General features: G+C 61.3%; 21 protein-coding genes. 10 read left to right on the forward strand and 11 right to left on the reverse strand.

Going from position 1 to position 26,005, the window contains the following annotated elements:
* Positions 1–86 precede the first annotated feature (86 nt).
* The gene (lpdA, locus tag F2P67_RS17620; protein ID WP_166222030.1) at positions 87–1,487 is read left to right on the forward strand and encodes a dihydrolipoyl dehydrogenase; all 1,401 of its coding nucleotides are present in this window, start codon (positions 87–89) and stop codon (positions 1,485–1,487) included.
* Positions 1,488–1,596: 109 nt separating this feature from the next.
* Here lpdA and F2P67_RS17625 read toward each other — a convergent pair whose 3' ends face one another.
* Positions 1,597–2,070, reverse strand: coding sequence for an Lrp/AsnC family transcriptional regulator (locus F2P67_RS17625; RefSeq protein WP_166222032.1), 474 nt, complete (start codon positions 2,068–2,070; stop codon positions 1,597–1,599).
* A gap of 144 nt (positions 2,071–2,214) precedes the next feature.
* Here F2P67_RS17625 and F2P67_RS17630 point away from each other — a divergent pair, with 144 nt between their 5' ends.
* Positions 2,215–2,844: a LysE family transporter gene (locus F2P67_RS17630; protein ID WP_166222033.1), complete on the forward strand. Its 630-nt coding sequence runs from the start codon at positions 2,215–2,217 to the stop codon at positions 2,842–2,844.
* Here the strand turns inward: F2P67_RS17630 and F2P67_RS17635 are convergent.
* The 5 genes from F2P67_RS17635 to F2P67_RS17655 form a co-directional block, all read right to left on the reverse strand.
* A complete protein-coding gene (locus F2P67_RS17635; RefSeq protein ID WP_166222035.1) occupies positions 2,841–4,976 on the reverse strand; it encodes a hypothetical protein in 2,136 nt (711 codons plus the stop codon). The genes F2P67_RS17630 and F2P67_RS17635 overlap by 4 nt on opposite strands.
* Positions 4,963–6,147, reverse strand: a complete 1,185-nt coding sequence (locus F2P67_RS17640; protein ID WP_166222036.1) for a DUF3142 domain-containing protein — start codon at positions 6,145–6,147, stop codon at positions 4,963–4,965. Before F2P67_RS17640 ends, F2P67_RS17635 begins: the two co-directional genes overlap by 14 nt.
* An 84-nt stretch (positions 6,148–6,231) precedes the next feature.
* Complete coding sequence (locus F2P67_RS17645) at positions 6,232–7,050, reverse strand: class I SAM-dependent methyltransferase (RefSeq protein ID WP_166222038.1); 819 nt, start codon at positions 7,048–7,050, stop codon at positions 6,232–6,234.
* Complete coding sequence (locus tag F2P67_RS17650; RefSeq protein WP_166222040.1) at positions 7,044–8,357, reverse strand: glycosyltransferase; 1,314 nt, start codon at positions 8,355–8,357, stop codon at positions 7,044–7,046. The genes F2P67_RS17645 and F2P67_RS17650 overlap by 7 nt, the downstream gene beginning before the upstream one ends.
* Positions 8,351–9,922 (reverse strand): glycosyltransferase, encoded by a 1,572-nt coding sequence (locus tag F2P67_RS17655; protein ID WP_246226518.1) that lies wholly within the window; start codon positions 9,920–9,922, stop codon positions 8,351–8,353. The genes F2P67_RS17650 and F2P67_RS17655 overlap by 7 nt, the downstream gene beginning before the upstream one ends.
* A gap of 427 nt (positions 9,923–10,349) precedes the next feature.
* On the opposite strand from F2P67_RS17655, the gene F2P67_RS17660 reads away from it, so the two are divergent.
* From F2P67_RS17660 to F2P67_RS17695, 8 genes are read left to right on the forward strand one after another with little or no spacing between them, the layout of a single operon-like run.
* A complete protein-coding gene (locus F2P67_RS17660) occupies positions 10,350–11,261 on the forward strand; it encodes a GDP-mannose 4,6-dehydratase (RefSeq protein WP_166222043.1) in 912 nt (303 codons plus the stop codon).
* Positions 11,258–12,229 (forward strand): GDP-mannose 4,6-dehydratase, encoded by a 972-nt coding sequence (gene gmd, locus F2P67_RS17665; protein ID WP_011336673.1) that lies wholly within the window; start codon positions 11,258–11,260, stop codon positions 12,227–12,229. Before F2P67_RS17660 ends, gmd begins: the two co-directional genes overlap by 4 nt.
* Before the next feature lie 3 nt (positions 12,230–12,232).
* Positions 12,233–13,675 (forward strand): mannose-1-phosphate guanylyltransferase/mannose-6-phosphate isomerase, encoded by a 1,443-nt coding sequence (locus F2P67_RS17670; protein WP_166222044.1) that lies wholly within the window; start codon positions 12,233–12,235, stop codon positions 13,673–13,675.
* Complete coding sequence (locus F2P67_RS17675; RefSeq protein WP_166222046.1) at positions 13,676–14,473, forward strand: ABC transporter permease; 798 nt, start codon at positions 13,676–13,678, stop codon at positions 14,471–14,473.
* Positions 14,473–15,726 (forward strand): ABC transporter ATP-binding protein, encoded by a 1,254-nt coding sequence (locus tag F2P67_RS17680; protein WP_166222048.1) that lies wholly within the window; start codon positions 14,473–14,475, stop codon positions 15,724–15,726. The genes F2P67_RS17675 and F2P67_RS17680 overlap by 1 nt, the downstream gene beginning before the upstream one ends.
* Complete coding sequence (locus tag F2P67_RS17685; protein ID WP_166222049.1) at positions 15,723–17,090, forward strand: glycosyltransferase family 4 protein; 1,368 nt, start codon at positions 15,723–15,725, stop codon at positions 17,088–17,090. Before F2P67_RS17680 ends, F2P67_RS17685 begins: the two co-directional genes overlap by 4 nt.
* Positions 17,074–18,204, forward strand: a complete 1,131-nt coding sequence (locus F2P67_RS17690) for a glycosyltransferase family 4 protein (protein WP_166222051.1) — start codon at positions 17,074–17,076, stop codon at positions 18,202–18,204. The genes F2P67_RS17685 and F2P67_RS17690 overlap by 17 nt, the downstream gene beginning before the upstream one ends.
* Positions 18,205–19,335, forward strand: a complete 1,131-nt coding sequence (locus F2P67_RS17695; protein WP_166222052.1) for a glycosyltransferase family 4 protein — start codon at positions 18,205–18,207, stop codon at positions 19,333–19,335.
* A 143-nt stretch (positions 19,336–19,478) separates the two neighbouring features.
* On the opposite strand, the gene F2P67_RS17700 is transcribed toward F2P67_RS17695, so the two are convergent.
* The 5 genes from F2P67_RS17700 to F2P67_RS17720 form a co-directional block, all read right to left on the reverse strand.
* A complete protein-coding gene (locus F2P67_RS17700; RefSeq protein ID WP_166222054.1) occupies positions 19,479–21,509 on the reverse strand; it encodes a pyridoxamine 5'-phosphate oxidase family protein in 2,031 nt (676 codons plus the stop codon).
* A gap of 63 nt (positions 21,510–21,572) precedes the next feature.
* Positions 21,573–22,199, reverse strand: a complete 627-nt coding sequence (locus F2P67_RS17705) for a glutathione S-transferase family protein (RefSeq protein ID WP_166222056.1) — start codon at positions 22,197–22,199, stop codon at positions 21,573–21,575.
* Positions 22,200–22,302: 103 nt separating this feature from the next.
* Positions 22,303–23,229 (reverse strand): LysR family transcriptional regulator, encoded by a 927-nt coding sequence (locus F2P67_RS17710; RefSeq protein WP_166222058.1) that lies wholly within the window; start codon positions 23,227–23,229, stop codon positions 22,303–22,305.
* Positions 23,230–23,304: 75 nt separating this feature from the next.
* The gene (gene glmS / locus F2P67_RS17715) at positions 23,305–25,137 is read right to left on the reverse strand and encodes a glutamine--fructose-6-phosphate transaminase (isomerizing) (protein ID WP_166222060.1); all 1,833 of its coding nucleotides are present in this window, start codon (positions 25,135–25,137) and stop codon (positions 23,305–23,307) included.
* Positions 25,138–25,139: 2 nt separating this feature from the next.
* A complete protein-coding gene (locus F2P67_RS17720; RefSeq protein WP_166222062.1) occupies positions 25,140–25,916 on the reverse strand; it encodes a DeoR/GlpR family DNA-binding transcription regulator in 777 nt (258 codons plus the stop codon).
* Positions 25,917–26,005: the final 89 nt, after the last annotated feature.

Here is a 26,005-nt window from a genome sequence, read left to right on the forward strand (position 1 = left end):
AATGTCCGGAAACGCACATATTACGTTCGTAATTTTAATCGACGACTACTTTTAGCGATCCGCATCCCTCAACCAGGAGTAAGCGCATGAGCAACTATGACGTAGTGATTCTGGGCGGCGGCCCCGGTGGCTATAACGCGGCTATCCGCGCCGGCCAATTGGGCCTCAAGGCCGCTTGCGTGGAGGGGCGCGCGACCCTTGGCGGCACCTGCCTGAACGTCGGTTGCATGCCGTCCAAAGCCTTGTTGCATGCCTCGGAGCTGTACGACGCGGCCATGGGTGCGGAGTTCGCCAACCTCGGCATCGAAGTCAAACCGACGCTCAACCTCGCGCAAATGATGAAGCAGAAAGACGAGAGCGTGGCCGGCCTGACCAAGGGCATCGAGTTTCTGTTTCGCAAGAACAAAGTCGAGTGGATCAAGGGCTGGGGCCATATCGACGGCCCGGGCAAGGTCACGGTGACCGGCGATCAGGGCAGCAAGGTCGAGTTGACCGCCAAGGACATCATCATCGCTACCGGTTCCGAGCCCACTCCCCTGCCGGGCGTCGAGATCGACAACAGACGCATCCTCGACTCGACCGGTGCGCTGTCCCTGAGTGAAGTGCCCAGGCACCTGGTGGTGATCGGTGCCGGTGTGATCGGCCTTGAGTTGGGCTCGGTTTGGCGGCGTCTCGGAGCACAAGTCACCGTGGTCGAATACCTTGATCGCATCTGCCCAGGCGTCGATGGCGAGGCCGGCAAAACCTTGCAGCGTTCGCTGAGCAAACAAGGCATCGCTTTCAAACTGAGTTCGAAAGTCACCAGTGCCACGTCGTCCGCCAGCGGCGTACAACTGAGCGTCGAGCCTGCTGCTGGCGGCAGCGCTGAGTTACTCGAAGCTGATTACGTGCTGGTGGCCATCGGTCGTCGCCCGTACACCCAAGGCCTGGGCCTGGAAAACGTCGGCCTGAGCACCGACAAACGCGGCATGCTCGCCAACAAACAGCACCGCACTGAAGCGGCCGGGGTCTGGGTGATCGGCGACGTGACGTCCGGGCCGATGCTCGCGCACAAGGCCGAAGACGAAGCCATGGCCTGTGTCGAGCAGATTCACGGCAAGGCCGGCGAGGTCAATTACGACCTGATCCCCAACGTGATCTACACCAAACCGGAGCTGGCCAGCGTCGGCAAGACCGAAGAACAGCTCAAGGCAGAAGGCCGCGCCTACAAGGTCGGCAAATTCCCCTTCACCGCCAACAGCCGGGCGAAGATCAACCATGAGACCGAAGGCTTTGCCAAAGTCATTGCCGACGAGCGCACGGACGAAGTGCTCGGCGTGCATCTGGTCGGCCCGAGTGTCAGCGAAATGATCGGTGAGTTTTGTGTGGCAATGGAGTTCAGTGCTTCGGCCGAAGACATTGCCCTGACCTGCCATCCGCACCCGACACGCTCCGAGGCGTTGCGCCAGGCGGCAATGAATGTGGAGGGGATGGCGACTCAGATGTAATTTCAGGAAACCCATGGACTGGACTGGCACTTTCGCGAGCAAGCCCGCTCCCACAGGTACAGCGATGCTCTTGTGTGTGCGGGCTTGCTTGCGAAGGAGGCAACTCGGTCTAGAGCGGAAGATGCCCCAACGGCAAAGCCCCCGGCGTCTTCACTGTATGAATCGCGAAATTGCTGCGAATGTCACTCACCCCCGGCAGCTTCAGCAGATGGCCGCTAAGAAACCGGTCATACGCGCGTAGATCCGGCACCACCACTTGCAGCAGAAAATCCGATTCACCGGACACCAGAAACGCCGAAATCACCTCCGGCAAAGCGGTCACTGCTCGGTAAAAGGCTTCGGCCTGCTCGTCGTTGTGGCGCTCAACCTTGACCCCGACAAACACGGTCAGCCCCAACCCCACTTCATCACGATCCAGATTGGCTTGATAACCGCGAATCACCCCGGCCTCCTCCAGCATCCGCACCCGGCGCAGGCATGGCGACGCTGACAACCCAATCTCGTCGGCCAGTTCGACGTTGCTCAACCGTCCATTGCGTTGCAGCGCGGCGAGAATCTTGCGATCGAAAGCGTCGAGTTTCATGTTTGGCAGATCCTGATTGCAAAGACGTAAAAGGAAAGCAGGTTATGCCAATTCATAGCCCTTTTGAAGCTGACTTCGCAAGCACCTGCCCTGCCCTTCGGCTCTAGACTGACGCGACCGAATCGACAACGAAAGGGGTGTGGCGTGGCAACTCTCTGGCTGTTTTTCCTCGCATTGACTGTGGTGTACCTGTTGCCCGGCCCGGACATGATCCTGCTGCTGCAAACCGGCGCCCGTCAGGGTCGCGGCGCAGCGTTGGCCACCGCCATGGGTCTGGGGATTGCCCGGGCTTGTCATGTGGCGTTGGCGGCGTTGGGGCTGGCGGCGCTGTTCAAGGCTGCGCCGTGGACATTCGACGTGGTGCGGCTCGCGGGGGCGGCGTACCTGTTGTGGATCGGCATTCAATGCCTGCGCAGCACGTTGCTGCCCAACCTGAACAGCGCCGGCATTGCCGACACCCGCGGACAGTGGCGTGAAGCGATTCGACGCGGTTTGCTGACCAATCTGCTCAACCCGAAAGCGCTGCTGTTCTGCTCGGTGCTGCTGCCGCAGTTTATCGTCAATGACGGTGCGCCGGTGCTCAACCAATTCGCCCTGCTCGGTCTGCTGCTGGTCGGTGTCGGCCTGCTGTTCGACAGCGCCTACGCCCTGACCGGCGCCGCGCTGGGCCGTTGGCTGCAACACAGTCCAACCGCCCAGCGGGTTCAGCAATGGCTGTTCGGCAGCCTGTTGATCGGCTTCGCGGTGCGCCTGACCTTCGTCCAGCAGGCCTAGCCTTTGCGGGCCTTGCGCTGGCGCCGAGTGATCAGCAGCAACGCGGCGCCCACCGTCAGCACCATCGCGCCGATCTGCACCGGCCACTTGTACGGTCGCAGCGCGCCGCGCACGGCGTCGGTGACCTGAGTGACGTAACGCTTGTCGGCGTTTTCGAAATCCGGATACGGGCACTGGTTGCCGAAGTCCACCGCCCACGGCACATACGGGCCTTCTTTGACGTAACGCTGATACAGCGCGCTCTGTTCTTGCAGGCTGCTGTTCCAACCGGCAGCGTTGCACAACACCGCGGCAAACGCTTGACTGCTGTGCGGCAGATTATCGGCCGCACGACTGGCCAGCGCCGTGGCCACAAAGCGGTAGTGGAAACGCTGATCGGGCTGCGCTTCACTGGCTTTCTGGCGTTGCACTTCGGCATCGGCCACCAGCGGACCGACTTGCAGTTCGGCGCTTTCCAGACTGAAACCACCGCCGAACACCGCGTAATCCGGCGCCATCTCGTAGCCGAGAATATCCATGCCCCATTCGCGCGCCGTCCACGCCGCGTTGTACAGCGCACTGGCGCGCTTCGTCGGCCACCAGGCGCTGTCGGCCTTCAGCCTTTGCTCGCCGTAGAGCTTCGCCTGATTCTGCAGACTTTCCTGGAAATAACCGACCGCGTCCGCGTAATGCCCTTCGCGCAGCAAGCGGCGACCGAGCAGATTGCGCAGTTTTTGCGCCGAGCGCAGTTGCTCGTAATGTTCCAGCCCTTCCTGCAGCGGTTCCTGCGGGGCTGGCACGTTAGCGTCGACGTACTGTTTGAGTTCTTCGACCGTCAGCACTCGCTCGGCGACTGTCGCGGCGTCGAACCAGTAGATGTCGTTGCTGCGATACAACTGCACGAAAGCTTGCAGGTATTCGCCGCGCTGCAACGCGAGAATCGCACTCTCACCCTCGACGCGGCATTTCGGCTGGACGGTTTCATAGGCCCAGTCCGGCGTGCGCCGGTAGCCCCAGTCTTCGTTCTGCGGGAAAGCTTGCGCGGCTTTGGCATAGGCGGCAGCGGCGCCATTCCTGTCGCCGTCACGCACTGCCAGTTTGGCCCTGATCCACCACGCGAGACCGCCGTCACCGGCGTTCTCGAGGAAGGCTTTGGCACTGGCGTAATCGCCCCGTTGATAATTCATCGCCGCCAGCCGGTCCGCGTTGTCGAGGCTGCCACGGGTGCTGTTCTGCAGGAGTCGGGTGAGTTTTTTCTCGTTCGGTGGCTCTTCACCGAACGACCAGCCCACCCGGCTCACCAGCGAAGCCGTGACCAGTTGCTGCACCGCTTTGTGTTCGAGCAACTTCGCCAGTTCCGCGTCAGGCAACTCGGCCAGCTCATTCATCAATTGCCTGAGCGACGTATTGCCCACCGCCGAGCCGTGCAGGTTTTGCGCTTCGTAAAGCTCGATAGCGCCGCTCCAGTCACCGGCACTGCGCAGAACCCGCGCCTCTTCGCCGAGGCTGGCGACACCCAGTTCCAGTGGATCGCTGAAGCCGTCGATGCTCATCTGACGAGTCTGCCGGAACGCCTCGCGCGAATGCTCCAGCGCGTCGATCGCATCATCGACTTCGCTGCTCATGGCAAACCAGGTGCGGCCCAGGGAGTAAGCCGCCCAGGTGCTACGTAATGGCCGCTGCTCGGCCGGCAGCGCCAGCAGTTGGTCAAAATACTCGACGGCCAACGGATGATCACCCGTGGCAAATGCCACGGCGCCGGCCACGTACAAACGGATTTCCGCCGGCAGACTGACGCCCTGCGCATCGACCTGACGCGCATCGGTCAAGCCACGCAGTTGTTTGACCAGCGCCAGTTGCTCGGCAGTCAGACCGGACTGTTCGGCCTTTTCCCGCGCCTTGGCCAGCTCGTTCGATTCGCCGTAGTAGTCATTGGGGTTGTACGTCGCCGCTGTGACATTCTTCAGCCCGGCAATGGTTTTACCGAGGCGGCTGATCTCGAAGTTGAAGTTGCCCTCGGGCAAATCGGCCAGGGTCTGCCCGCGATTGTCGAGCAGACGCAACGGGAAATCCGGCCCGCAGGCCACAGCCGAACCCAGCGGCAGGCTGAGGCTCAGGCAGAGCAGATGGCGGGGCCAGTTACGGGTCAACATGCGAACCTCCTTGATCAATAGTTGCGCAACGCGCCCAACCGATGGCGCGCTGCCCGTCCGCCGGCAGGCGGCCGTCGTGCAGGCGGGTGAAGGTAAGCAGATCCGGGTCTTGTTGCAACGAATAACCGGCGAGGGCGTCGGCACCTTCGCATCCCGTCGCCTTCACGGTCAGCCGTGCGGGCCAGGCGCTGTCGAGATTGCCGGCATTGTGCAGTTGAATATCGAACAGCCCTTTCTGTTCAGAAAACCTCAAGGTGAGCTGGCTGCTCAATGCCTCTCCCAGGGCAACTGCACGCAAGGTGCTCAGGCTCCAGGCGCGGCGGTCGTTGGCCAGCGGCAGGCGGAACCAGATCAGACCGGCCAGGTGCGTTGGTCGGTCTTCGCGAAGTTGCTGCGCCAGATGGCTGAGCTGCAGCGGATCGGCGAGCAGTTCGCGGCGCTCGCCGGCACTGTTCAGCGGCACTTCACTTTCTACCCGTGGTGCACCGCCGTCGTCCGGCAACAGCGCCACACCGTAGGCCGGCAGCGCCAGATAAAACGGGTTGCCGCTGATCCGACCCCAGGCCTTGGCCCAACGGCTGGCCTGATCCGGATCGAACAACCCTCGGCGCGGATCGCTGACGGCGTGAACCTGCAACACACTGCTGTCGACGCTGGCCAACAGCGCCGGCAGTTGCGGGCTGTCGAGCCACGCCGGCAACGCGGTAATGCTCAAGGGCAGCGCAACCGGCAAAGCCGCTCGCAGATGCACAAGGAACGCGGTGTAGTCGGCCAGGCGCGAGCTGCCCGCATCGTGATCGATCTCGACCCCGCCGAGCGTCAGCCCGCGTGCGCGCCAGTCATCGAGCACCTGAAGAATCTGTTGAGTGGTCTGATCCTGATCGAGTGCCTGGAGCTGACCGTCCAGACGAATCACCGCGATCAGCGGGCGACCGTCAGCCTTGAGCAACGTCGAGTCGATCCGCGCCCGGCTCCAGCCGGCATTGGGAAACGCCTGCAGGGCCAGCACGCGCAGCGTCGAGAAATCATGACGACTGTCACGCAGCGCCGCCTCATGGGCGGGCATCCACTGGCGTTGCCAGACGTAGAGTTGTTGATCGAGCGGCGGTGCCTCCTGCCGCTCGCAAGCCGAGAGTACGAGCGCAACCAACAACCCGACGATAAACCGCATTTTTTCCGATCCCTGACAGCGCAAGGCTGCAAGGTTACACAAATCCTGCGAGGCGAACCTGCACCCCGCTGGCAGACAGGCGAATCAGGGTTTGCGGGCGATGATGATCTGACTTTTCGCCACGACGCTGTCCAGCGCCTCCTTGATCTGCCCGCCGCGCGGTGAGTCCAGCACCGCTTTCCAGGTGTTGGCCCAATGGTTGAGCAACGGGTGATCGGGATTGACCAGATCGACCTTGGCTTCCCAGAACAACAGCATCCAAAGTGACCAGTAAAAACCGTGCTGACCGTGGCTGATGACTTCCAACCCGGCTTCGCTGACCATCGCCTTGAACTGTTCTTCACTGATCACACGAATGTGGTTGGGCTTCTGAAAATACGAAGGCGCGGCGATGCCCTTCTGCAGGTTTTCCGAACTGGGATGCGGCACGCTCAGCAAATAGAGCGCGCCCGGCTGGCCGACGCGTACCAGTTCGGCGAGAAACTGTGCCGGGTCGTCGACATGCTCGATGACTTCGGTGGACACCACACGGGTGGCGGTCGCATCGGCAATCGGCAACGGATTACCGTCGGTGACGTGATGCTCGACTTCCCGCGCCGGGGTTTCACTGAGCCGCTGCCGGGAAGTCTCGACCTTGTTTGCGTCGATGTCGGCAATGATGACTTTTGCCCCGCGCATTCCGCAGAACTGCAAGTTGCCACCGTCGCCGCAGCCGACGTCGAGCACGATGTCCTCGGCGTTCACCGGGAAACCGGTGAACAGCTCGCCGGTTTCCTTGTTGAACCAGCCGCTGAGCATCGAATCGTGCAGGCCGATCCAGTACGGATCGATTTTATCGTTGGCCGGTTGCGCAGGCGCCGAGGTGGGCTTCGCCCCCGTGAGTTTCTTCAAAAGGCTCAACATGAGGTAGCTCCAGGGGAAGGGACAACGGACACCGCACTGCTTTTAAAACGCTGCGAGAGAAACGCTCCCAAGCGCTCCTGCGCCACGGCCTGACTGCAAAAGCCCTGCAGGCTGGCAACCGCTTGCGCGGACATCTGCGCGTAACGTTGCGGCTGGTTTTTCGCTACGTCGTAACTGGCCTGATAAGCCACGCACAAAGACGCCCAGTCGGTCACGTAACGCAAGGTGCGGAAGGCCTTGCGCGGGTCGTGCGGCCAGGACGTCAGCTCGTCGGTGGACTCGATGAGGAACGCGTTGTCGTGGCTCAGATAATCGATCATCGCCGTGGTGCGCGGCGCGACTGCAGGCTTGCCACAGGACATGAACTCCATCAGCGGCAGGCACTGTCCTTCGCCGTAGGACGTGTTCACCACGTAGCGGGTGGCTTGTACCAGACGTTCGTAGTCCGGGTCTGCGAGGTAGCCGTAAATCAACACGATGCGGCAGCGATACGACTGGTTTTTATACAGGTGGTGAAGGATGTCGCTGAGCGCTTCTTCGGCATCGTGGTGAGTCAGTTTCAGCACCAGAGTGGCGTCCTCGACGTCACGAAAACTCACGCAGAAGGCGCTGAGCATGTCTTCCCAGTTCTTGCGCCCATCGCCCGGATTGAACACCGAGGTGTAAACCACGCCGTCGAGCAGCAACTCCTGCTCGCTGGCCGGGGCGGCGAAATCGATGCCCTTGCCGCTGCGCAGGTGTTTCGGGCCAAAGGCATTCAGATCAAGCGTTCGACTGTCGGCCACCAGTCCCTTGATCTTCAGCTTCAGCGGCTCCGCCAGCCCTTTACCTTGTAGCTGAGCGCCCCGGGCCGCGAAGCGATCCCACACTGGCGCCGGCACCGCGACGATCGGAAAATCAGTGTCCATCGCTTCGCGCACCGCGTTGACCGTGTAGCTGGAATGGGTGATCGCCGCGCCACAGGCACGCAACACAGTGCGCCAGTCATTGCGCGGTTCACCGGCAAATGGCTCGTTGGGAATGGTGCTGAACTCCCAGGCGAACACTGGCAGTGTCGGACACGCCAAGTGCAGAGGCGTGCGGTGCGGCGGGGAGAACGACAGAAACACACACGGCTCGCCACGGGCCAGGCACTCCCGATAGAGCGCATCGACTTCAGCCTGCGGATCGGCCACTTCCACCACTCGCCCGAGGCGTTCGAGCACCGGACGATACTCCTTGAGCACGAAGTAGTAGCTGTACTCCGAGCGGCCGAGATTCTGCGCGATGGTGTGCTGGTTGGTTTCCGAATGAATGATGATCAGCATGAGGCATTGTCCGTCACTGGCGCGGCGTCCGTGGCGTCGGGCGCCCGTCCGAAAAAGTCCGCCATGCGTTTTTGCACCGGCGCGAAGGCGCAGTAATCATGCATGCGCTGCACCGCTGCGGCGGACAGGCGCTGGTAATCCTGAGGCTGGTTTCTGGCGACCCGGTAGCTGTTTTCGTAGGCGCTTTTCAACGACCCCCAATCCGGCCGGTAACGCAGGGTGCGGTAAATGATCCGCGTGTCTTGCGGCCAGATGGTCAGCTCTTCGCTGGACTTGACCACGAAGGCCACCGAATCATCGATGTAGTCTTCCATGGCCGTGTGATCCGGTGCGATCACCGGTTTGCCGCTAGACATGAACTCCATCAACGGCAGGCACAAGCCCTCACAGCGCGAGGCGTTGACGTAAAAACTGGCGGCGGCATAGAGCCGCGCATACTGTGCGTCGTCCAGATAACCGTGCATCACCACCACCCGGCAAGCGAACGGCGTGAGCTGTGCGAGCAAAGTCATCAGTTCGACGTAATAGGACGCCAGATCGTTCTGGGTGATCTTCAGCACCAGCGTCGCATCGGGCGTTTCGCGAAAGGCCCAGCAAAAAGCGGAGATCAGTCGATGCCAGTTCTTGCGGCCATCCATGGGATTGAACACGCTGACGTAAATCACGCCGTCGACATGGGTTTCGACCACGCCCGTAATATCCGGCAACTCCAGCGGCGGCGGTTCGGGTAACGCTTGCGGGCCGGCGATGGCGGGCAGACGCTGAGCGAGCCAGCCGTGCAGCGCATCCGGCAACAGATCGCGAATGCCCTCCCAATACCAGTTGTGCAGAAACTTGACCCGCGGCACCGGCTCAACCTCCCGGCGCCCCGCATCCAGCGTCCACAGACGCAGGTAATGCCGGGCAATGACGTAGCGGCGCTTGAGGGTCAGCGGCGGCGGGCGCGCGGCTTCAAGCTCAGCCGCCAGCGCTGCCTCTTCTTCTGCGGTCAATGGCGTGGGAATCAGCGCATCGGCCGACAGGCCCAGGGTGCGGGTATCGAAGATGCAACCTTTGATGGCCAGCGTCGTACCCGGATTGACGGGCGTTGGGACGTGCTGCTGACGAAGCGTCGCAAATTGCTCCCAAAGCGGTGTCGGCAATACAAGCACCGGGAAATCTTCACCCATCGCGCGGCGGATCGCCCGGGCGGTGTGGCTCGACAGCGTGATGACGCGGCCCTGACGGGCAAGCATTTGCGTCCAGTCCTGGCGCGGATCGTTGTCCCACTGTTCATCGGGGATCGAATCGAATTCCCAGGCAACCACGCAAATGGTCGGGCATTGCAGATCGAGCGGGGTTTTCTGCGGCGGGGTAAACGACAGGAATACGCTGTCTTCACCTGCAGCACGCAATTGCCGATACAACGCATCGACCTCGGCAGTGGACGCTACGACGTGCACGCGCCCAAGGCTTTCCAGCACCGGGCGATAGGCCTTGAGCACGAAGTAATAGCTGTATTCGGGACGCCCGAGACTCTGGCTGATGGAGCTGTCGTTGACGTCCGAGTAAAGAATGAAATTCATGGCATCCCACGATGAAACCGCCATCCCGGCAGCCTCATGCTATGACGGCCAGGCGTCGGATCGGGTCGGCATCGCCGGCTCTCGTCCTCCGTCCTCACGCACGTCTTTGTTCTTGTTTTAGTGGTCGGTTTCACCCTGTCGCACGACGCTCCCGGGTGAGTCGGGAAAGTGGCGACGAGGGGCATTCTAAACACATCCGTCGAGCATTCGTGAACCGCCCGGCGAGAAAAAACCGGCTAAGCTGACGAGAACTGACCGGTCACGGTTTGGACAGTTGAAATTGGCCGGCAATTGGCACAGATTGGCAACCAAACAACTACAACAAAAGGCTTCGCCTGCTCGTTCTGCCGATTTATCCCCACCGGCTGACAGACCTTCCCTCAAATCATGTAGGAAGTAGCGAAGTTCAAGACCAAGGGGTCGCTGTTTGAAAAAGCGTCTGTTCGTCACGGGTCTCAGCGGATTCGTGGGACAACACATCAAGTCATCTCTGCGCGAGGCTGATTCTGCCTGGGAGCTGCTGCCGGCGGCAGGTTATGACCTGAGCGATGCGCAGAGTCTCGCCGAGCTGTGGCCAGAGTTGCCCGATGCCGTCATTCATCTGGCCGGGCAGACATTTGTGCCTGAAGCCTTTCGTGATCCGGCGCGAACCCTCGAAATCAATCTGCTGGGCACACTCAACCTGTTGCAAGCGTTGAAGACCCGCGGTTTTCGGGGCACGTTTCTGTATGTCAGTTCCGGTGACGTTTACGGCCAAGTCGGCGAAAGTGATCTGCCCATTACCGAGCATCAGCCTCCCTGCCCGCGTAATCCGTACGCGGTGAGCAAACTCTCGGCGGAGTTTCTCTGCCTGCAATGGGGCCTGAGCGAAGGCTGGCCGATGCTGGTCGCGCGCCCGTTCAATCACATTGGCAGCGGGCAGAAAGACAGTTTTGTCATCGCCAGCGCCGCGCGCCAGATCAACCGTATCAAGCAGGGCCTGCAAGCCGCGCAACTGGAAGTCGGCGACATCGACGTCAGCCGTGATTTTCTCGATGTCGGCGACGTGGTCGCGGCTTATTTTGCGCTGCTGGAAAAAGGCACGCCGGGGCAGGTCTACAACATCTGCTCGGGGCGCGAGCAGACCATTCGCAGCCTGATCGAACAAATGGCCGATCTGGCCGAAGTTGAAATAACACTGGTTCAAGATCCCGCGCGCTTGCGTCGCGCGGATCAGCGTCGCGTTTGTGGCAGCCATCAGAAGCTCGCTCAAACCACAGGATGGGCGCCACAACTCACAACACAACAATCCCTGCGGGCGATCCTGTCCGACTGGGAGACGCGAGTACAACAAGAATGACAAAAAGTGCACTGATCACAGGGATCACCGGTCAAGACGGCGCCTATCTGGCCAAATTGCTGCTGGACAAGGGCTATAAGGTTCACGGCCTGGTCGCACGGCGCAGCAGCGACTCGCGCTGGCGCCTGCGCGAAATGGGCGTGGAAGCCGACATCGTTTATCTGGACGGCGACATGGCCGATGCCTGTTCGGTGCAGCGCGCTGTCATCAAGTCGGCGCCGGACGAGGTCTACAACCTTGCCGCGCAGAGTTTTGTCGCAGCCTCCTGGGATCAACCGGTGACCACCGGCATCGTCGACGGTCTGGGCGTCACGCACCTGCTCGAAGCGATCCGTCAGTTCAGCCCGCACACGCGCTTCTATCAGGCATCGACCAGTGAAATGTTCGGCTTGATCCAGGCTGAGCAGCAGGACGAAAACACGCCGTTCTACCCACGCAGCCCGTACGGCGTGGCCAAGCTGTACGGCCACTGGATCACCGTCAACTACCGCGAAAGTTTCAACCTGCACGCCAGCAGCGGCATCCTCTTCAACCACGAATCGCCACTGCGCGGCATCGAGTTCGTGACCCGCAAGGTCACCGACGCTGCCGCACGCATCAAACAAGGCAAACAGCAGGAGCTGGCCTTGGGCAACATCGATGCGAAACGCGACTGGGGTTTCGCCGGCGACTACGTCGAAGCCATGTGGCTGATGCTGCAACAGGACAAGCCTGACGACTTTGTGGTCGCCACCGGCGTGACCACCACGGTGCGCGAGATGTGCCGCATCGCCTTTGATCACGTCGGCCTCAACTACCGCGATTACGTGAAGATTGACCCGGCGTTCTTCCGTCCCGCCGAAGTCGAAGTGCTGCTCGGCAATCCAGCCAAGGCCCAGCGTGTGCTGGGCTGGAAGCCAAAAACCGACCTGGATACCTTGATCCGCATGATGATGGATGCGGACATGAAACGCGTCGCCAAGGAGTAGGCCATGCTGATCCCCGTGATTCTGTCCGGCGGTGCCGGCACCCGTTTGTGGCCGGTGTCCCGTGAGGGCCACCCCAAGCCGTTCATGACCCTGCCCGACGGCCAGTCGCTGCTGGGCAAGACCTACCAGCGTGCCGCGGCATTGCTGGACGGCTGGGGTGACATTGTCACGGTGACCAACCGCGAGTACTACTTCCAGAGCAAGGATCACTATGGCGCCGCCCACGTGTCGCGCCATCGCGGGCACTTCCTGCTCGAACCGACCGGGCGCAACACTGCCCCGGCCATCGCCGCCGCGGCGTTGTCGCTGCAAGCGCTGCACGGTGACGACGCAATCATGGTGGTGATGCCCGCCGACCATTTGATCGTCAATCAGGACGCACTGAAGAGTACGGTCGAGCACGCGGTCAACCTGGCCAAGGACGGTTATCTGGTGACGTTCGGCGTGGTGCCGACGGCGCCGGAAACCGGTTTTGGCTACATCGAAACCGGCGCCCCGCTGGACGCCAAAGGGGCGGCCAAGGTGCAGCGTTTCGTCGAGAAACCCGACCTGCAGACCGCCACGCATTACCTGGAAAGCGGCAACTTTCTGTGGAACTCGGGGATGTTCTGCTTCACCACCGCTGCCGTGATCACCGAGCTGCAACTGCATGCGCCCGAGCTGCTGGAACAAACCCGCGCGTGCATGGCCGCCAGCGCTCCGGTGGAAACCGTCGGCTGCCTGCAACAGGAACTGTCACCGGCGCTGTTCGCTGAAATCACCGACATTTCCATCGACTACGCCCTGATGGAACGCTCGGAAAAAGTCGTGGTGGTGCCAGCCGGTTTCGACTGGAGCGACATCGGCTCGTGGGGCGCGGTGGCCGCCCTGGTGCCAGCGGATGCCGACCACAACCGCGCCAGCGGCGAAGCGATCTTCATCGACAGCCACCACAACTTCGTACAGAGCGAAGGTCGCTTGGTTGCCGCTGTCGGCGTGGATAACCTGATCATCGTCGACACCGCCGACGCCGTGCTGGTGGCCCATGCCGACCGTGCGCAGGATGTCCGCCGCGTGGCCAAACAGCTCAAGGACAAATCCCACGAAGCCTATCGCCTGCACCGCACGGTCAGCCGTCCGTGGGGCACTTACACCGTTCTGGAAGAAGGCCCGCGCTTCAAGATCAAGCGCATCGTGGTCAAACCGGGCGGCAAGCTTTCCCTGCAAATGCACCACCATCGCAATGAGCACTGGGTGGTGGTCGAAGGCATGGCCAAGGTCACCAACAACGGCACCGGCACGCATCTGGTGGCCAAGAACGAATCGACGTTCATCGCCGCCGGGCACAGGCATCGCCTGGAAAACCCCGGCGTGATTGATCTGGTGATCATCGAAGTGCAGAGCGGCGAATACCTGGGAGAGGACGACATCGTTCGCTTCGAAGACCATTACGGCAGGACGGTATAGATGCTGCTTTCGGTGTACCGCACGCTGTACAGCTACCGGGGATTTATCCTCGGCAGCGTGCAGCGCGAGTTTCAATCGCGCTATCGCAATTCGCTTCTGGGCGCGTTGTGGCCGATCTTCAATCCGCTGTCGATGATCATTGTCTACACGGTGATCTTTTCCCACATCATGCGCGCACGCCTGCCTGGCGTGGACGACAGCATGGCCTACAGCGTCTACCTGTGTGCCGGCCTGCTGGGCTGGGGGCTGTTTTCGGAAATCACCCTGCGCAGCCAGAACATGTTTCTGGAGAACGCCAACCTGCTGAAGAAAATCAGCTTCCCGCGGATCTGCCTGCCGGTGATCGTGTTGATCAACGCCGGGATCAATTTCGCAATCATCATCGGCCTGTTCCTCGGTTTTCTGCTGATCAGCGGCCGCTGGCCGGGTATGGCGCTGTTTGCGCTGATTCCGTTGATCGCCCTGCAAATGATGTTCTGCGCCGGCCTGGGCATGGTGCTCGGCGTGCTCAACGTGTTCTTCCGCGATGTCGGCCAGCTCTTCGGCATCTGCTTGCAATTCTGGTTCTGGCTGACGCCGATCGTGTACCCCATCAGCATCTTGCCGGAGTGGGTGCAGCGTCTGTTGCAGCTCAACCCGCTGACCAGCCTGTTCAACAGTTATCAAAACCTGTTTCTCTACGGCCAGTGGCCGGTCTGGAGTTCGCTGCTGCCGATTTTTCTCGCCGCTGTCGTCCTGTGCGGGATCGGCCTGCGCCTGTTCCGCCAGCGTGTCGGCGAAATGGTGGATGAACTCTGATGGGGCATATTCGCGTTACAGGCCTGGGCAAGGCTTACAAACAATACCCCAGTCGCTGGAGTCGTCTGGCCGAATGGCTGATCCCGTTTTCACCGATCCGGCATCGCCAGCACTGGGTGTTGCAAGACCTCGATTTCGAGATTGCCCCCGGCGAAGCCGTCGGCATCGTCGGCGCCAACGGTGCAGGCAAAAGCACCTTGCTGAAAATGATCACCGGCACCACCCAGCCGACCCGCGGCAAGATCGAACTGCAAGGACGCGTGGCGGCACTGCTGGAGCTGGGCATGGGTTTCCACCCGGACTTCACCGGCCGCCAGAACGCAATCATGGCCGGCCAATTGCTGGGCATGCAGCTCGAAGACATTGAAGCGCTGATGCCGGAGATCGAGCATTTCGCTGAAATCGGCGAAGCCATCGACCACCCGGTACGCACCTATTCCAGTGGCATGCAGATGCGCCTGGCATTCAGCGTCGCCACCGCCCGCCGCCCGGATATCCTCATCGTCGACGAAGCATTGTCGGTGGGCGACGCCTATTTTCAGCACAAGAGCTTCGAGCGCATCCGCAGTTTCGGCAAGGCCGGCACCACGTTGCTGATCGTTTCCCACGACCGCTCGGCGATTCAGTCGATCTGCAATACAGCGATCCTGCTCAAGGATGGCCGCATGGCCATGCGCGACAAACCCGAGGCCGTGCTCGATTACTACAACGCGCTGATGGCTGAACGCGAAGGCAAAACGGTGCGTCAGGAAATGCTCGCCGGCGGCGAAGTGCAGACCGTTTCCGGTACCGGAGAGGCCGGTATCGTCAGTGTCCGTATGCTCGACGCCACGGAAAGTGCCATCAACGCCGTCGAGGTCGGACAGCCAGTAGTCATTGAAGTACAAGTGGAAGTTCGTCAGGACATCGAACGTCTGGTGCTCGGGTTCATGATCAAGGATCGTCTCGGCCAGATCATGTACGGCATCAACACGCACCGTCAGCAACAGGCACTGACCGATCTGCAGGCCGGCGAACGTTTTACCTTTCGCTTTGCCTTCGTCATGGGTTTGGGTAAAGGCAATTATTCCGTGTCGCTTAGCCTGTCGCGGCTGGACTCGCACCTGGACCGTAATTTCGAATGGCGCGATTACGGTCTGGTGTTCCAGGTGCTCAACAATCGCCAGGAAGATTTCGTCGGCTGCAGCTGGCTGCACGCAAAAACTTCGATCACCCGTGACGCCCAGGCGCCGGTCACCGAGCGTGCACCATGACCCGCCTGCTGGTGGAATGCACCCACGTGTTTAAGCACCCGAAAATCAATTCGGGGATTCAACGGGTGGTGCGCAACGTCGTCAACCAACTGCCCGCCAGCGCCAGTGGCGTTGAATGCATGCCGGTCGTGGTGCTCAAAGGCAAACTCTATCGGGTGTTGCGTCTGGCACCGCTGGACTCACCGCTGTTCAACGCGATTGTCGAATTCGGCGGGCGCCTCGAACGCCTTGCCCATCGTTTCTGGCAACTGCATCAGCGCCTCGACAATCGTTACCGGAGCAAACTGGTCCGGCGCGTGTTGTACGTCGGTTATCGCCTCGGCGCCTTCGCCGCATTCGGGCTGCCGCTGCGTCTGATCGAACGAATCAACCAGTATCAGTTGCCGCAACGCTGCACACCGCTGCAACACCAGCCGGGCGATCAACTGGTGCTGCTCGACTCGTCATGGCATTCGGATTTTTTTGCCCATGCCGAACAGCTCAAGCGTGACGGCGTCGGCATCGTCGCGGTGATCTACGACCTGATCCCGCTGACGCACCCGCATTTCTACGACACCCGACTGGTGGAAGTCTTCAGCGAATGGTTCGACTGGATCACCCGAACGGCCGACGGCTACATGGCGATTTCCGCCACCGTGCGCGATCAGGTGCGCGACGAACTGCAACGGCGCATCGGTGCTGCGACCACTGAACAACGCTGGTTCGACTTTTTCCATCTTGGTTCGGAGCTGGACCTGCACAACGCCGACGCCACCGTTGAGCCGCGCCTGCAACGGCTGTTCGCAACGCCGGAACCGGTGTTGCTGATGGTCAGCACCATCGAACCACGCAAAAACCACCCGTATCTGCTTGATGCCTTCGAACGCGCCTGGGCCGCAGGCTCAACGGCACGCCTGTGCATCGCCGGGCGCATCGGCTGGAAGTGCGACGCCCTGCTCGCCCGGGTACGCAACCATCCCGAGCTGAACCGGCGCCTGTTCATGTTCAACGATCTCAGCGACACCAGCCTGGAACATGCGTATGCCCACGCCAGCGCGCTGGTGTTCCCTTCGTTCGTCGAAGGCTTCGGCCTGCCGCTGGTGGAAGCCATGCAGCGCGGTTTGCCGGCGATGGGCAGCGACATCGCGGTGTTCCGTGAGATCGGCGGCGAGTTCATGGCCTATTTCGATTTGAACGATGCACAAAGCCTCGCCGATCTGATCAACGCTTTCGAGCGCAGCGGCCAGTTTCCTGCCGCCCGCGACGTGACCGAGTGGCGCTGGATCGGTTGGCGCGAAGCCAGTGTGCAACTGACCGAACGGACAGCCCGCAATGTATTGGAGGCGCCGGCTACACAGGCGAAGCAACATGCGCATTGCCCTTAACGCCCGCATTCTTCAGGCACCGCGCACCGGCATCGGGCAATACGTCGCCGAACTGGTGAACGCCTTGCGCAATGAACCCGATGTCGATGTCGCGCTGTTCCACGGCTGGGGCTGGAGCTCGGCGCTGCCGGAAGCCGCCATGCCCGGTTACTCACGCCTCACCCCACTGCTGCGACAGATTCCCGGTGCCTATCAGGCGCGCCGCTGGCTGGAGCAGAAACGCTTCGATCAGGGCCGCGCGCAAAACATCGACCTGTATCACGAACCGAGCCTGTGGCCGCTGGCCTTCGACGGCCCGACCGTGATCACCCTGCACGACCTGACGCACCTGCATTTTCCCGAAACCCAACCGCCGGCGCGGCTCAAGGAAATCGAACGGCGGCTGGCGACCGGCGTGCAACAGGCGCAAATCATTCTGACCGACTCACAAGCCATCGCCGACGAAGCACAAGCGTACTTCGGCTTGCCGGCTGAACGCTTCGTGGTCGCGCCGCTCGGCGTGGCGCCGCGCTTCCATCCCCGGCAGCCCGAGAGCATCGATGCCGTGCTCAAGGCCCACGCGGTGGTGGCCGAGGAGTATTTCCTTTGCGTCGGCACATTGGAGCCGCGCAAGAACCTCAGTCTGGCCCTGCGCGCCCACGCATTACTGCCCGAAGCCGTGCGTCAGCGTTATCCCTTGCTGATCGTCGGCATGGCGGGCTGGCAGCGCGAGCAATTCAGTGAAGAGTTACGCCGGGCGCTGGCGTCCGGGCATGTCTGCCTGCTCGGCTACCTGCCGGATGAGCAGGTGGCGCAACTGCTCGCCGGTGCGCGGGCGCTGATTTTCCCATCACTGTACGAGGGCTTCGGCTTGCCGGTGCTCGAAGCGATGGCCAGCGGTACGCCCGTGGTCATCACCCGCTCTTCGGCCATGCCGGAAGTCGCGGCTGGCGCGGGCAACTATATTGAGGCAGACGATGCGCAGGGTCTGAGCGAGGCGATGACCCTGCTGCTCGACGATCAGGCGCACTGGCAGGCATGCCGCGAAGCCGGACTGCAACAGGCACGGCTTTTTTCCTGGCAGCGTTGCGCGCAGGCCACGGCCCACGCCTACCGCCAGGCCATGGGAGGTTGAATGCGAGTTCTTCATTTTTTCAAGACGTACCTGCCTGACTCGGTCGGTGGCATCGAGCAAGTGATCTTCCAGCTTTGTGAAAGCGGCGCCCAGCACGGCATCGAAGGCCAGGTGCTGACCCTCAGCGCCGACCCGACGCCCACCGTGGTGCAACTGGGCCAGCATGAAGTCCACCGGGCGAAACTCGACATTCAGTTCGCCTCCACCGGTTTTTCCTGGAGCGTGTTCAAACAGTTCCGCGAACTGGCCGCCGAAGCCGACGTGGTCAATTACCACTTCCCGTGGCCGTTCATGGATCTGGTGCACTTCGCCAGCGGCATCAACAAGCCAAGCGTGGTGACCTACCATTCGGACATCATTCGCCAGAAGCATTTGCTCAAACTCTACCGGCCGTTGATGAATCGCTTCCTCGCCAGCGCAGACCGCATCGTCGCCGCCTCGCCGAACTATTTGCACACCAGCGATGTGTTGCAGCAGTTTCAGGACAAGACCCGGGTCATTCCCTACGGTTTGAACAAATCAGGTTATCCACAACCGGACACCGAGCGAATGAACCGCTGGCGCCAGCAGCTTGGGGATAAGTTTTTCCTTTTCGTCGGGGTGATGCGTTACTACAAAGGCCTGCACATCCTCCTCGACGCCTTGAAGGACGTTGATTACCCGGTGGTCATTGTCGGCGCCGGCCCGCTGGAGCAGGAACTGCACGCCCAGGCAGCGGCGCTGGGGCTGCGTAACATTCATTTCCTCGGCCGCCTGAGCGATGAAGACAAAGTCGCCTTGCTGCAACTGAGCTACGCCATTGTGTTCCCTTCGCACTTGCGCTCGGAGGCGTTCGGCATCTCTTTGCTCGAAGGTGCGATGTACGGCAAACCGATGATCTCCAGCGAGATCGGCACCGGCACCAGTTACATCAATATCCACAACGAAACCGGTCTGGTGGTGCCGCCGAGTCATCCACAGGCGTTCCGCGAGGCGATGCGCACCTTGTGGGAAAACCCCGTGCGTGCGGCAGAAATGGGGCTGAAGGCCGAGGCGCGTTATCGGCAGTTATTCACAGCCGACGAAATGGGCCGCAAGTGGACGCAGCTGTATCAGGAATTGCTCGAGGAAAAGGCGTTGTCGTACGCCTGACCTTTGGTTGAAACAGGTCGACCTTGTGGGAGCGGGCTTGCTCGCGAAGGGTCCGGGTCAGCCAACATCACCGTTGAATGACCCACCGCTTTCGCGAGCAAGCCCGCTCCCACAGGGGACGCGCGGTGTCTGCAAGATTTCGGTTACAGGTCCAGCACCAGCGGCTGTTCACTCTGCGCCGGCACCGCGCAACAGATCAGTACATGCCCGGCTTCCGGCACTTCAGCCGGAGGCTGTGGATAATTCACCGCACCGCTGACCAGCCGTGTCTTACAGGTACCGCACGAACCACCGCGGCAACTGAATTCCGGCTGCAGCCCACGGCTTTCCGCCAACTCCAGCAAGCTGCCGCCGTCCGGTTGCCAACGCGCCTCTTTGGCCGAACGTTCAAACACCACCGGCACAGACGTGGTCGCAGCCGGCGTCTGTTCGATCACCTTGGCATCCGGGTCGAGCCGACGCTTGAGGGTCGACGGGCCAAAGGTTTCCGCATGGATCTGCCGATCGCTAACGTCCAGTTCGCGCAAGCTGTCGTACAGCGCCTGGGTGAAACCGCCGGGGCCGCAGAGGACGAAATCAATCTGATCGTAATCTTCGACCTCCAGAAGATTGCGCAACAGCTCAGTGTCGATGCGTCCCAACCGATCGAAATCTTCACCTTGATGAACATCCGCTTCCGGCTGGCTCAGCAGACGCAAGACCCGTACGGCATCACCCGCCTCTTCCAGCAAACGATCCAGCTCTTTGCGAAACGGCTGGTCGGCGAGGCTGCGTGAACTCTGAATCAACCACGTCGGACGAATCCGCCGCGTGCGCAGGCCTTGATAGACCACCTCGCGCAACATCGACAGCAACGGCGTGATCCCGACCCCGGCTGCCAACAGCACCAACGGCCGGTGCTCCAGTGGCGCCACGGTGAAATGCCCCTGCGGCGCCCGTGCTTCAAGGACATCGCCGACACGAATCTGCTCATGCAAGTGCGTGGAAACCCGTCCCTCGCGCTTCACGCTGATGCGATAAAACCCGTCCGACGGCGCACTCGACAGGCTGTAGGTGCGGATGTGCACTTCACCGTCGAGGGTGAAGCGCAGCGGCAAGTGCTGACCCGCCTGAAACACCGGCAGACCGGCGCCATCGTCGGGCTCCAGATAGATCGAACGGATGTGGCGACTTTCCATGTTGATCTTCGCCACCCGCAACGGACGCCAGCGATTGCCCAGCGCCTGGGCCTGCAAACGCGCATCGGCCTCGGCCCAACTGCCGGTCAACAGACTGGTCGGTGACATGCCGTCGAAGCGCCAGCGCAAGGCCAGCGCTGCCGGACGGCGCACCATTTTTTCCACCTCGAATCTCCACAGGCGTTCGGCGCCCTGGAACGCTTCGATCTGCGGGTCATCGAGAAGTATCTCGGTGCGCCCGCTCAGTTGCAGCAGATCGCCTGTGGAAAAGTCGATGAACAGCAAGCCGGCCTTGGGATTGAGCAGCAAATTGCCAAGGGTATTGAAGTGCAGATTGCCGGCGAAATCAGGGATGGTCAGACGGTTGCCTTCCACACGCACAAACCCGGCCTGCCCGCCACGGTGGGAAACATCCACCGAACGCTGGCCATCGACGTCGACATAGCTCGCGACAAAAAACGTATCGGCGCCTTCGATGAGACGTCTGGCAGCGTCATCAAGGGCATCGCTCTGTTGCGCCGGGCGCGTTTGCGCATCGCTCAACGGTACGCGCTGGAATTGGCGCAGTTGAATGTATTGCGGGCAATTGCCGAAAGCCTGATCAACGCTCACGACAAAGCCGCGGCCATTGAGCCCGCCGACATGGCCATTGAGGCGATTGCGCCGCCGGGTGTGCAGCTCAATGCCGAGTAATCCAACCGGTTCGCCATTGCGCAATTGCGCCGGATCATCGTCAGCAGGAAGTCCGGTGAATTGCAGGTGTTGAGGATCCGGTGAATGGGCAAAACCCGGCGCACCTTCGAGCACGCTGGCCCACGGCCGCCCCTCGGCATCGACCGCGCCGTACAGCATGAACGGCAATTGCTGATAGAACTCACGGTGCTGGTCCGGCATCCAGGTGCGAATCACCTTACGACCGAATTCCTCCATGCGTTCAGCAACGCCAACCTGCGCTTGCAACTGTTGCTCGCCAGCGTGCCAAGGTGAACGTTCCATGTGGCGTCTCCCCTGCGCCGCTGGCGCAGTGTGCAAGGCCCGGACTGTGCCGGGCCGATGGCCTCAGGCAGTTTTCTGCAAACCCGCCACAGTGCGCGGCATGCCGACGAAATTCGGCAACGCCTCAACCCTCGCCAGCCAGGCACGCACGTTCGCGTAATCGTCCAGCGAAACATTGCCTTCCGGCGCGTGGGCGATGTAACTGTAGGCGGAAACATCGGCAATGCTCGGTTCTTCGCCGGCCAGATACGGGGTTTTGCCCAGCTCCTGCTCCATGATTTTCAGCAGGTTGTGAGCACGGCTGATGGCATCTTCAGCATTCAGTTGTGCGCCGAACACCGTGATCAATCGCGCCGCTGCCGGGCCGAACGCAATCGGCCCCGCTGCCGCCGACAACCAGCGTTGCACCCGCGCCGCGCCCAGCGGATCGGCCGGCAGCCAGCGACCGTCGCCATACTTTTGCGCGAGATAGACCAGAATTGCGTTAGAGTCGGCCAGCACCACACCGTTGTCATCAATCACCGGCACCTGGCCGAAACTGTTGAGCGCAAGGAATGGCGGCTGTTTGTGTTCGCCCTTGGCCAGATCGACCAAGATGGTTTCGGTCGGCAACTGCAGCAGGGACAGCATCAGTTCCACCCGATGGGCATGGCCTGAACGCGGGAAGTTATAGAACTTGATCGGTTGCATGGTCGACTCCGCAGGATGATCGCACCGCTCCGGGAGTGGCAGCGCTGGGAGGCCATCTTCCACCTATCCCTGCAGCAACAGAATCACCAGCATTCGCAATCTATTATTTCAGCTCGTGCAATAACGCTGCATTCTTCAAGGCTGGATGGGCACGCAAGGCATCCACCGTGAAATCGACAAAACTGCGCACCCGCGCCGGGGCTTTGCGCCCACCCTGATACACCACATGAATCGGCAGCGGCGGCAGTTCGAAGTCGGCCAGAACAATTTCCAGCTCACCGGCCGCGACTTTGTTCGCCACTTGGTAGGAAAGCACCCGGGTCAACCCCAGGCCCAGGCACGCAGCCGAGATCGCTGCCTGATTGGCGGTGACGATCAGACGCGGCTCCGGGCGCACGATCAACGGTTCGCCGTGTTCGAGAAATGGCCAATTGCGCACCTGACCAGTCGCCGCCGTGGCCACCACCGGCAAACCGGCCAAGGCCTGAGGATGGCTGGGCCGCCCATGTTCGGCCAGGTAGCGCGGCGAGCCGCAGACCACTCGTCGAACCTCACCGACACGAATCGCGTGTTGATTGCTGTCCGGCAACTCACCGATTCGCACGGCGACATCAATGCCTTCCTCGACCATGCTGACGATGCGATCAACCAGCAACGCGTTGATTGAAACGTCCGGGTACTGCGCCAGATAGCCGGCCATCACCGGTGTGACAAACAACTCGCCGAACAACACCGGCGCCGTCACGGTCAACTGACCGCGCGGCTCGGCGTGGCTGCCGGCAGCGGAATCCTCGGCCTCCTGCACCTCGGCCAGAATCCGCCGACAATCCTCCAGATACCGTTGCCCCGCCTCGCTCAAATGCACACTGCGCGTGGTGCGAACCAGCAACTGCGTACCAATCCGCAACTCAAGCGCCGCCACTGCCCGCGTGACGCTGGCGGCAGACAAACCAAGGCGCCGCGCCGCTGCGGAGAAACCTTGCTCCTGGGCGACGGCGGTGAAGATTTGCATTTCCTGGAAGCGATCCATGAAGGCCCTCGAGTCAGATACAAAAATCGCAGCCGAAGCTGCGATTGTTTTGTGTGCCGATCAGCTGTGGATAACTTATTCCACCGTCACCGACTTCGCCAGGTTACGCGGCTGATCCACGTCTGTGCCTTTAAGCACGGCAACGTAGTACGACAGCAGTTGCAGCGGGATGGTGTAGAGGATCGGCGAGAGGATGTCGTGGATGTGCGGCATCTGCACAACGTGGGTGCCTTCGCCGTTGGTCATCCCGGCTTTCTCGTCGGCGAACACGATCAGTTCGCCGCCACGGGCGCGGACTTCCTGCAGGTTGGACTTGAGCTTCTCCAGCAATTCGTTGTTCGGCGCCACGGTGACCACCGGCATGTCGTTATCCACAAGCGCCAGCGGGCCGTGCTTCAACTCGCCAGCCGGGTAGGCTTCAGCGTGGATGTAGGAGATCTCCTTGAGCTTCAAGGCACCTTCCATGGCCACCGGGAATTGCGCGCCACGACCGAGGAACAGGGTGTGGTTCTTCTCGGCGAACAGCTCGGCGATTTTTTCCACGGTGCTGTCCATGGCCAGCGCTTCGCCCAGACGGGTTGGCAGGCGACGCAGTTCTTCCACCAGACGGGCTTCAACGCCTTTGGCCAGCGTGCCACGCACCTGACCCAATGACAGGGTCAGTAACAACAGGCCGACCAATTGCGTGGTGAACGCTTTGGTCGAGGCCACGCCGATCTCGCGACCGGCCTGGGTCAGCAGCGTCAGGTCAGATTCACGCACCAACGAACTGATGCCGACGTTACAGATCGCCAGGCTGGCGAGGAAACCCAGCTCCTTGGCGTTGCGCAGCGCAGCCAGGGTGTCGGCGGTTTCGCCGGACTGGGAAATGGTAACGAACAGGGTGTCCGGCTGCACCACGACCTTGCGGTAGCGGAACTCACTGGCCACTTCGACCTGGCACGGGATCCCGGCCAGTTCTTCGAGCCAGTAACGGGCGACCATGCCGGCGTGGTAGCTGGTACCACAGGCAACGATCTGCACGTTGCGCACTTTGGCGAACAGCTCGGCGGCCTGCGGGCCGAAGGCCTGAACCAGCACCTGATCGTTACTCAGGCGACCTTCGAGGGTGCGTTGCACCACCGTTGGCTGCTCGTGGATTTCCTTGAGCATGTAGTGGCGGAATTCGCCCTTGTCGGCCGCTTCGGCACCGTCACTGTACTGCACGGTCTGGCGCTCGACAGGATTGCCGGAGACATCCCAGATCTGCACGTTGTCGCGACGAATTTCGGCGATATCGCCTTCTTCCAGATACATGAAGCGGTCGGTGACCTGACGCAGGGCCAGTTGGTCGGAGGCGAGGAAGTTCTCGCCCAGACCAAGGCCGATCACCAGCGGACTGCCACTGCGCGCGGCCACCAGACGATCAGGCTGCCTGGCATTGATCACGGCCAGACCGTAAGCACCGTGCAGCTCCTTGACGGTGGCTTTAAGGGCAACGGTCAGGTCGTGCAGATCCTTGAGCTTGTGGGTCAGCAGGTGAGCGATGACTTCAGTGTCGGTGTCCGAGGTGAATACGTAACCCAGCGCCTTGAGTTGTTCACGCAGCGCTTCGTGGTTTTCGATGATGCCGTTGTGCACCACGGCGATGTCGCCGGAGAAATGCGGGTGGGCGTTACGTTCGTTCGGCGCGCCATGGGTTGCCCAACGCGTGTGGGCAATACCGAGACGACCGACCAGCGGATGCTCGGCGAGTGCAGCATCCAGTTCGCTGACTTTGCCTACCCGGCGCGTGCGCTCGAGAGTTCCGTCGTTGGTGAAGACCGCCACACCGGCGCTGTCATAGCCGCGGTATTCCAGGCGCTTGAGGCCTTCGAGCAGGATGGCGGTGATATTTCGTTCAGCAACGGCGCCGACAATTCCACACATGCTTATTTCTCCTGACTGACAGTCGCGCAAATCAAGTTGATACCGCGAGCCTGAATCTGATCGCGGGCCTCGACGGACAGGCGATCATCGGTAATTAGGGTATGGACGCTGCTCCATGGCAGCTCCAGGTTGGGAATCTTGCGGCCGATCTTGTCGGCCTCGACCATGACGATGACTTCCCGCGCCACCTCGGCCATGACCCGGCTCAATCCGAGCAGTTCATTGAAGGTCGTGGTGCCACGAATCAGATCGATACCGTCAGCGCCGATGAACAACTGGTCGAAGTCGTAAGAGCGTAGTACCTGCTCGGCGACCTGGCCCTGAAAGGATTCCGAATGCGGATCCCAGGTGCCGCCAGTCATCAACAACACAGGCTCGTGCTCGAGTTCGCTCAAGGCATTGGCCACGTGCAGGGAATTGGTCATCACCACCAGCCCCGGCTGCTGGCCGAGTTCGGGAATCATTGCGGCGGTGGTGCTGCCGCTGTCGATGATGATGCGGGCGTGCTCGCGAATGCGCTTTACCGCAGCGCGGGCAATGGCCTGTTTGTATCGGGAAACAGACTGCGGCGTTTCAGCCACCAGCTCTTGCGGCATGGTGATCGCTCCACCATAACGGCGCAGCAAAAGCCCATGGGTTTCCAGCGCCGCCAGATCCTTGCGAATCGTAACTTCCGAGGTTTCGAAACGTTTGGCCAGTTCATCTACACTGACTTCCCCCTGCTCATTGAGCAAAGCGAGGATATTGTGGCGACGCTGGGGCGTATTGCGTTTCGACATGACGGCTTAAGTTTCGATTCGAAAGATAACGGAAGCAATCAAAACCTATCGGCTGCAAATCGTCAAGCCGCCGAACATAAAAAAGACCG

Source organism: Pseudomonas atagonensis, from assembly GCF_011369485.1.
In the GTDB taxonomy this organism is placed as follows: Bacteria; Pseudomonadota; Gammaproteobacteria; order Pseudomonadales; family Pseudomonadaceae; genus Aquipseudomonas; species Aquipseudomonas atagonensis.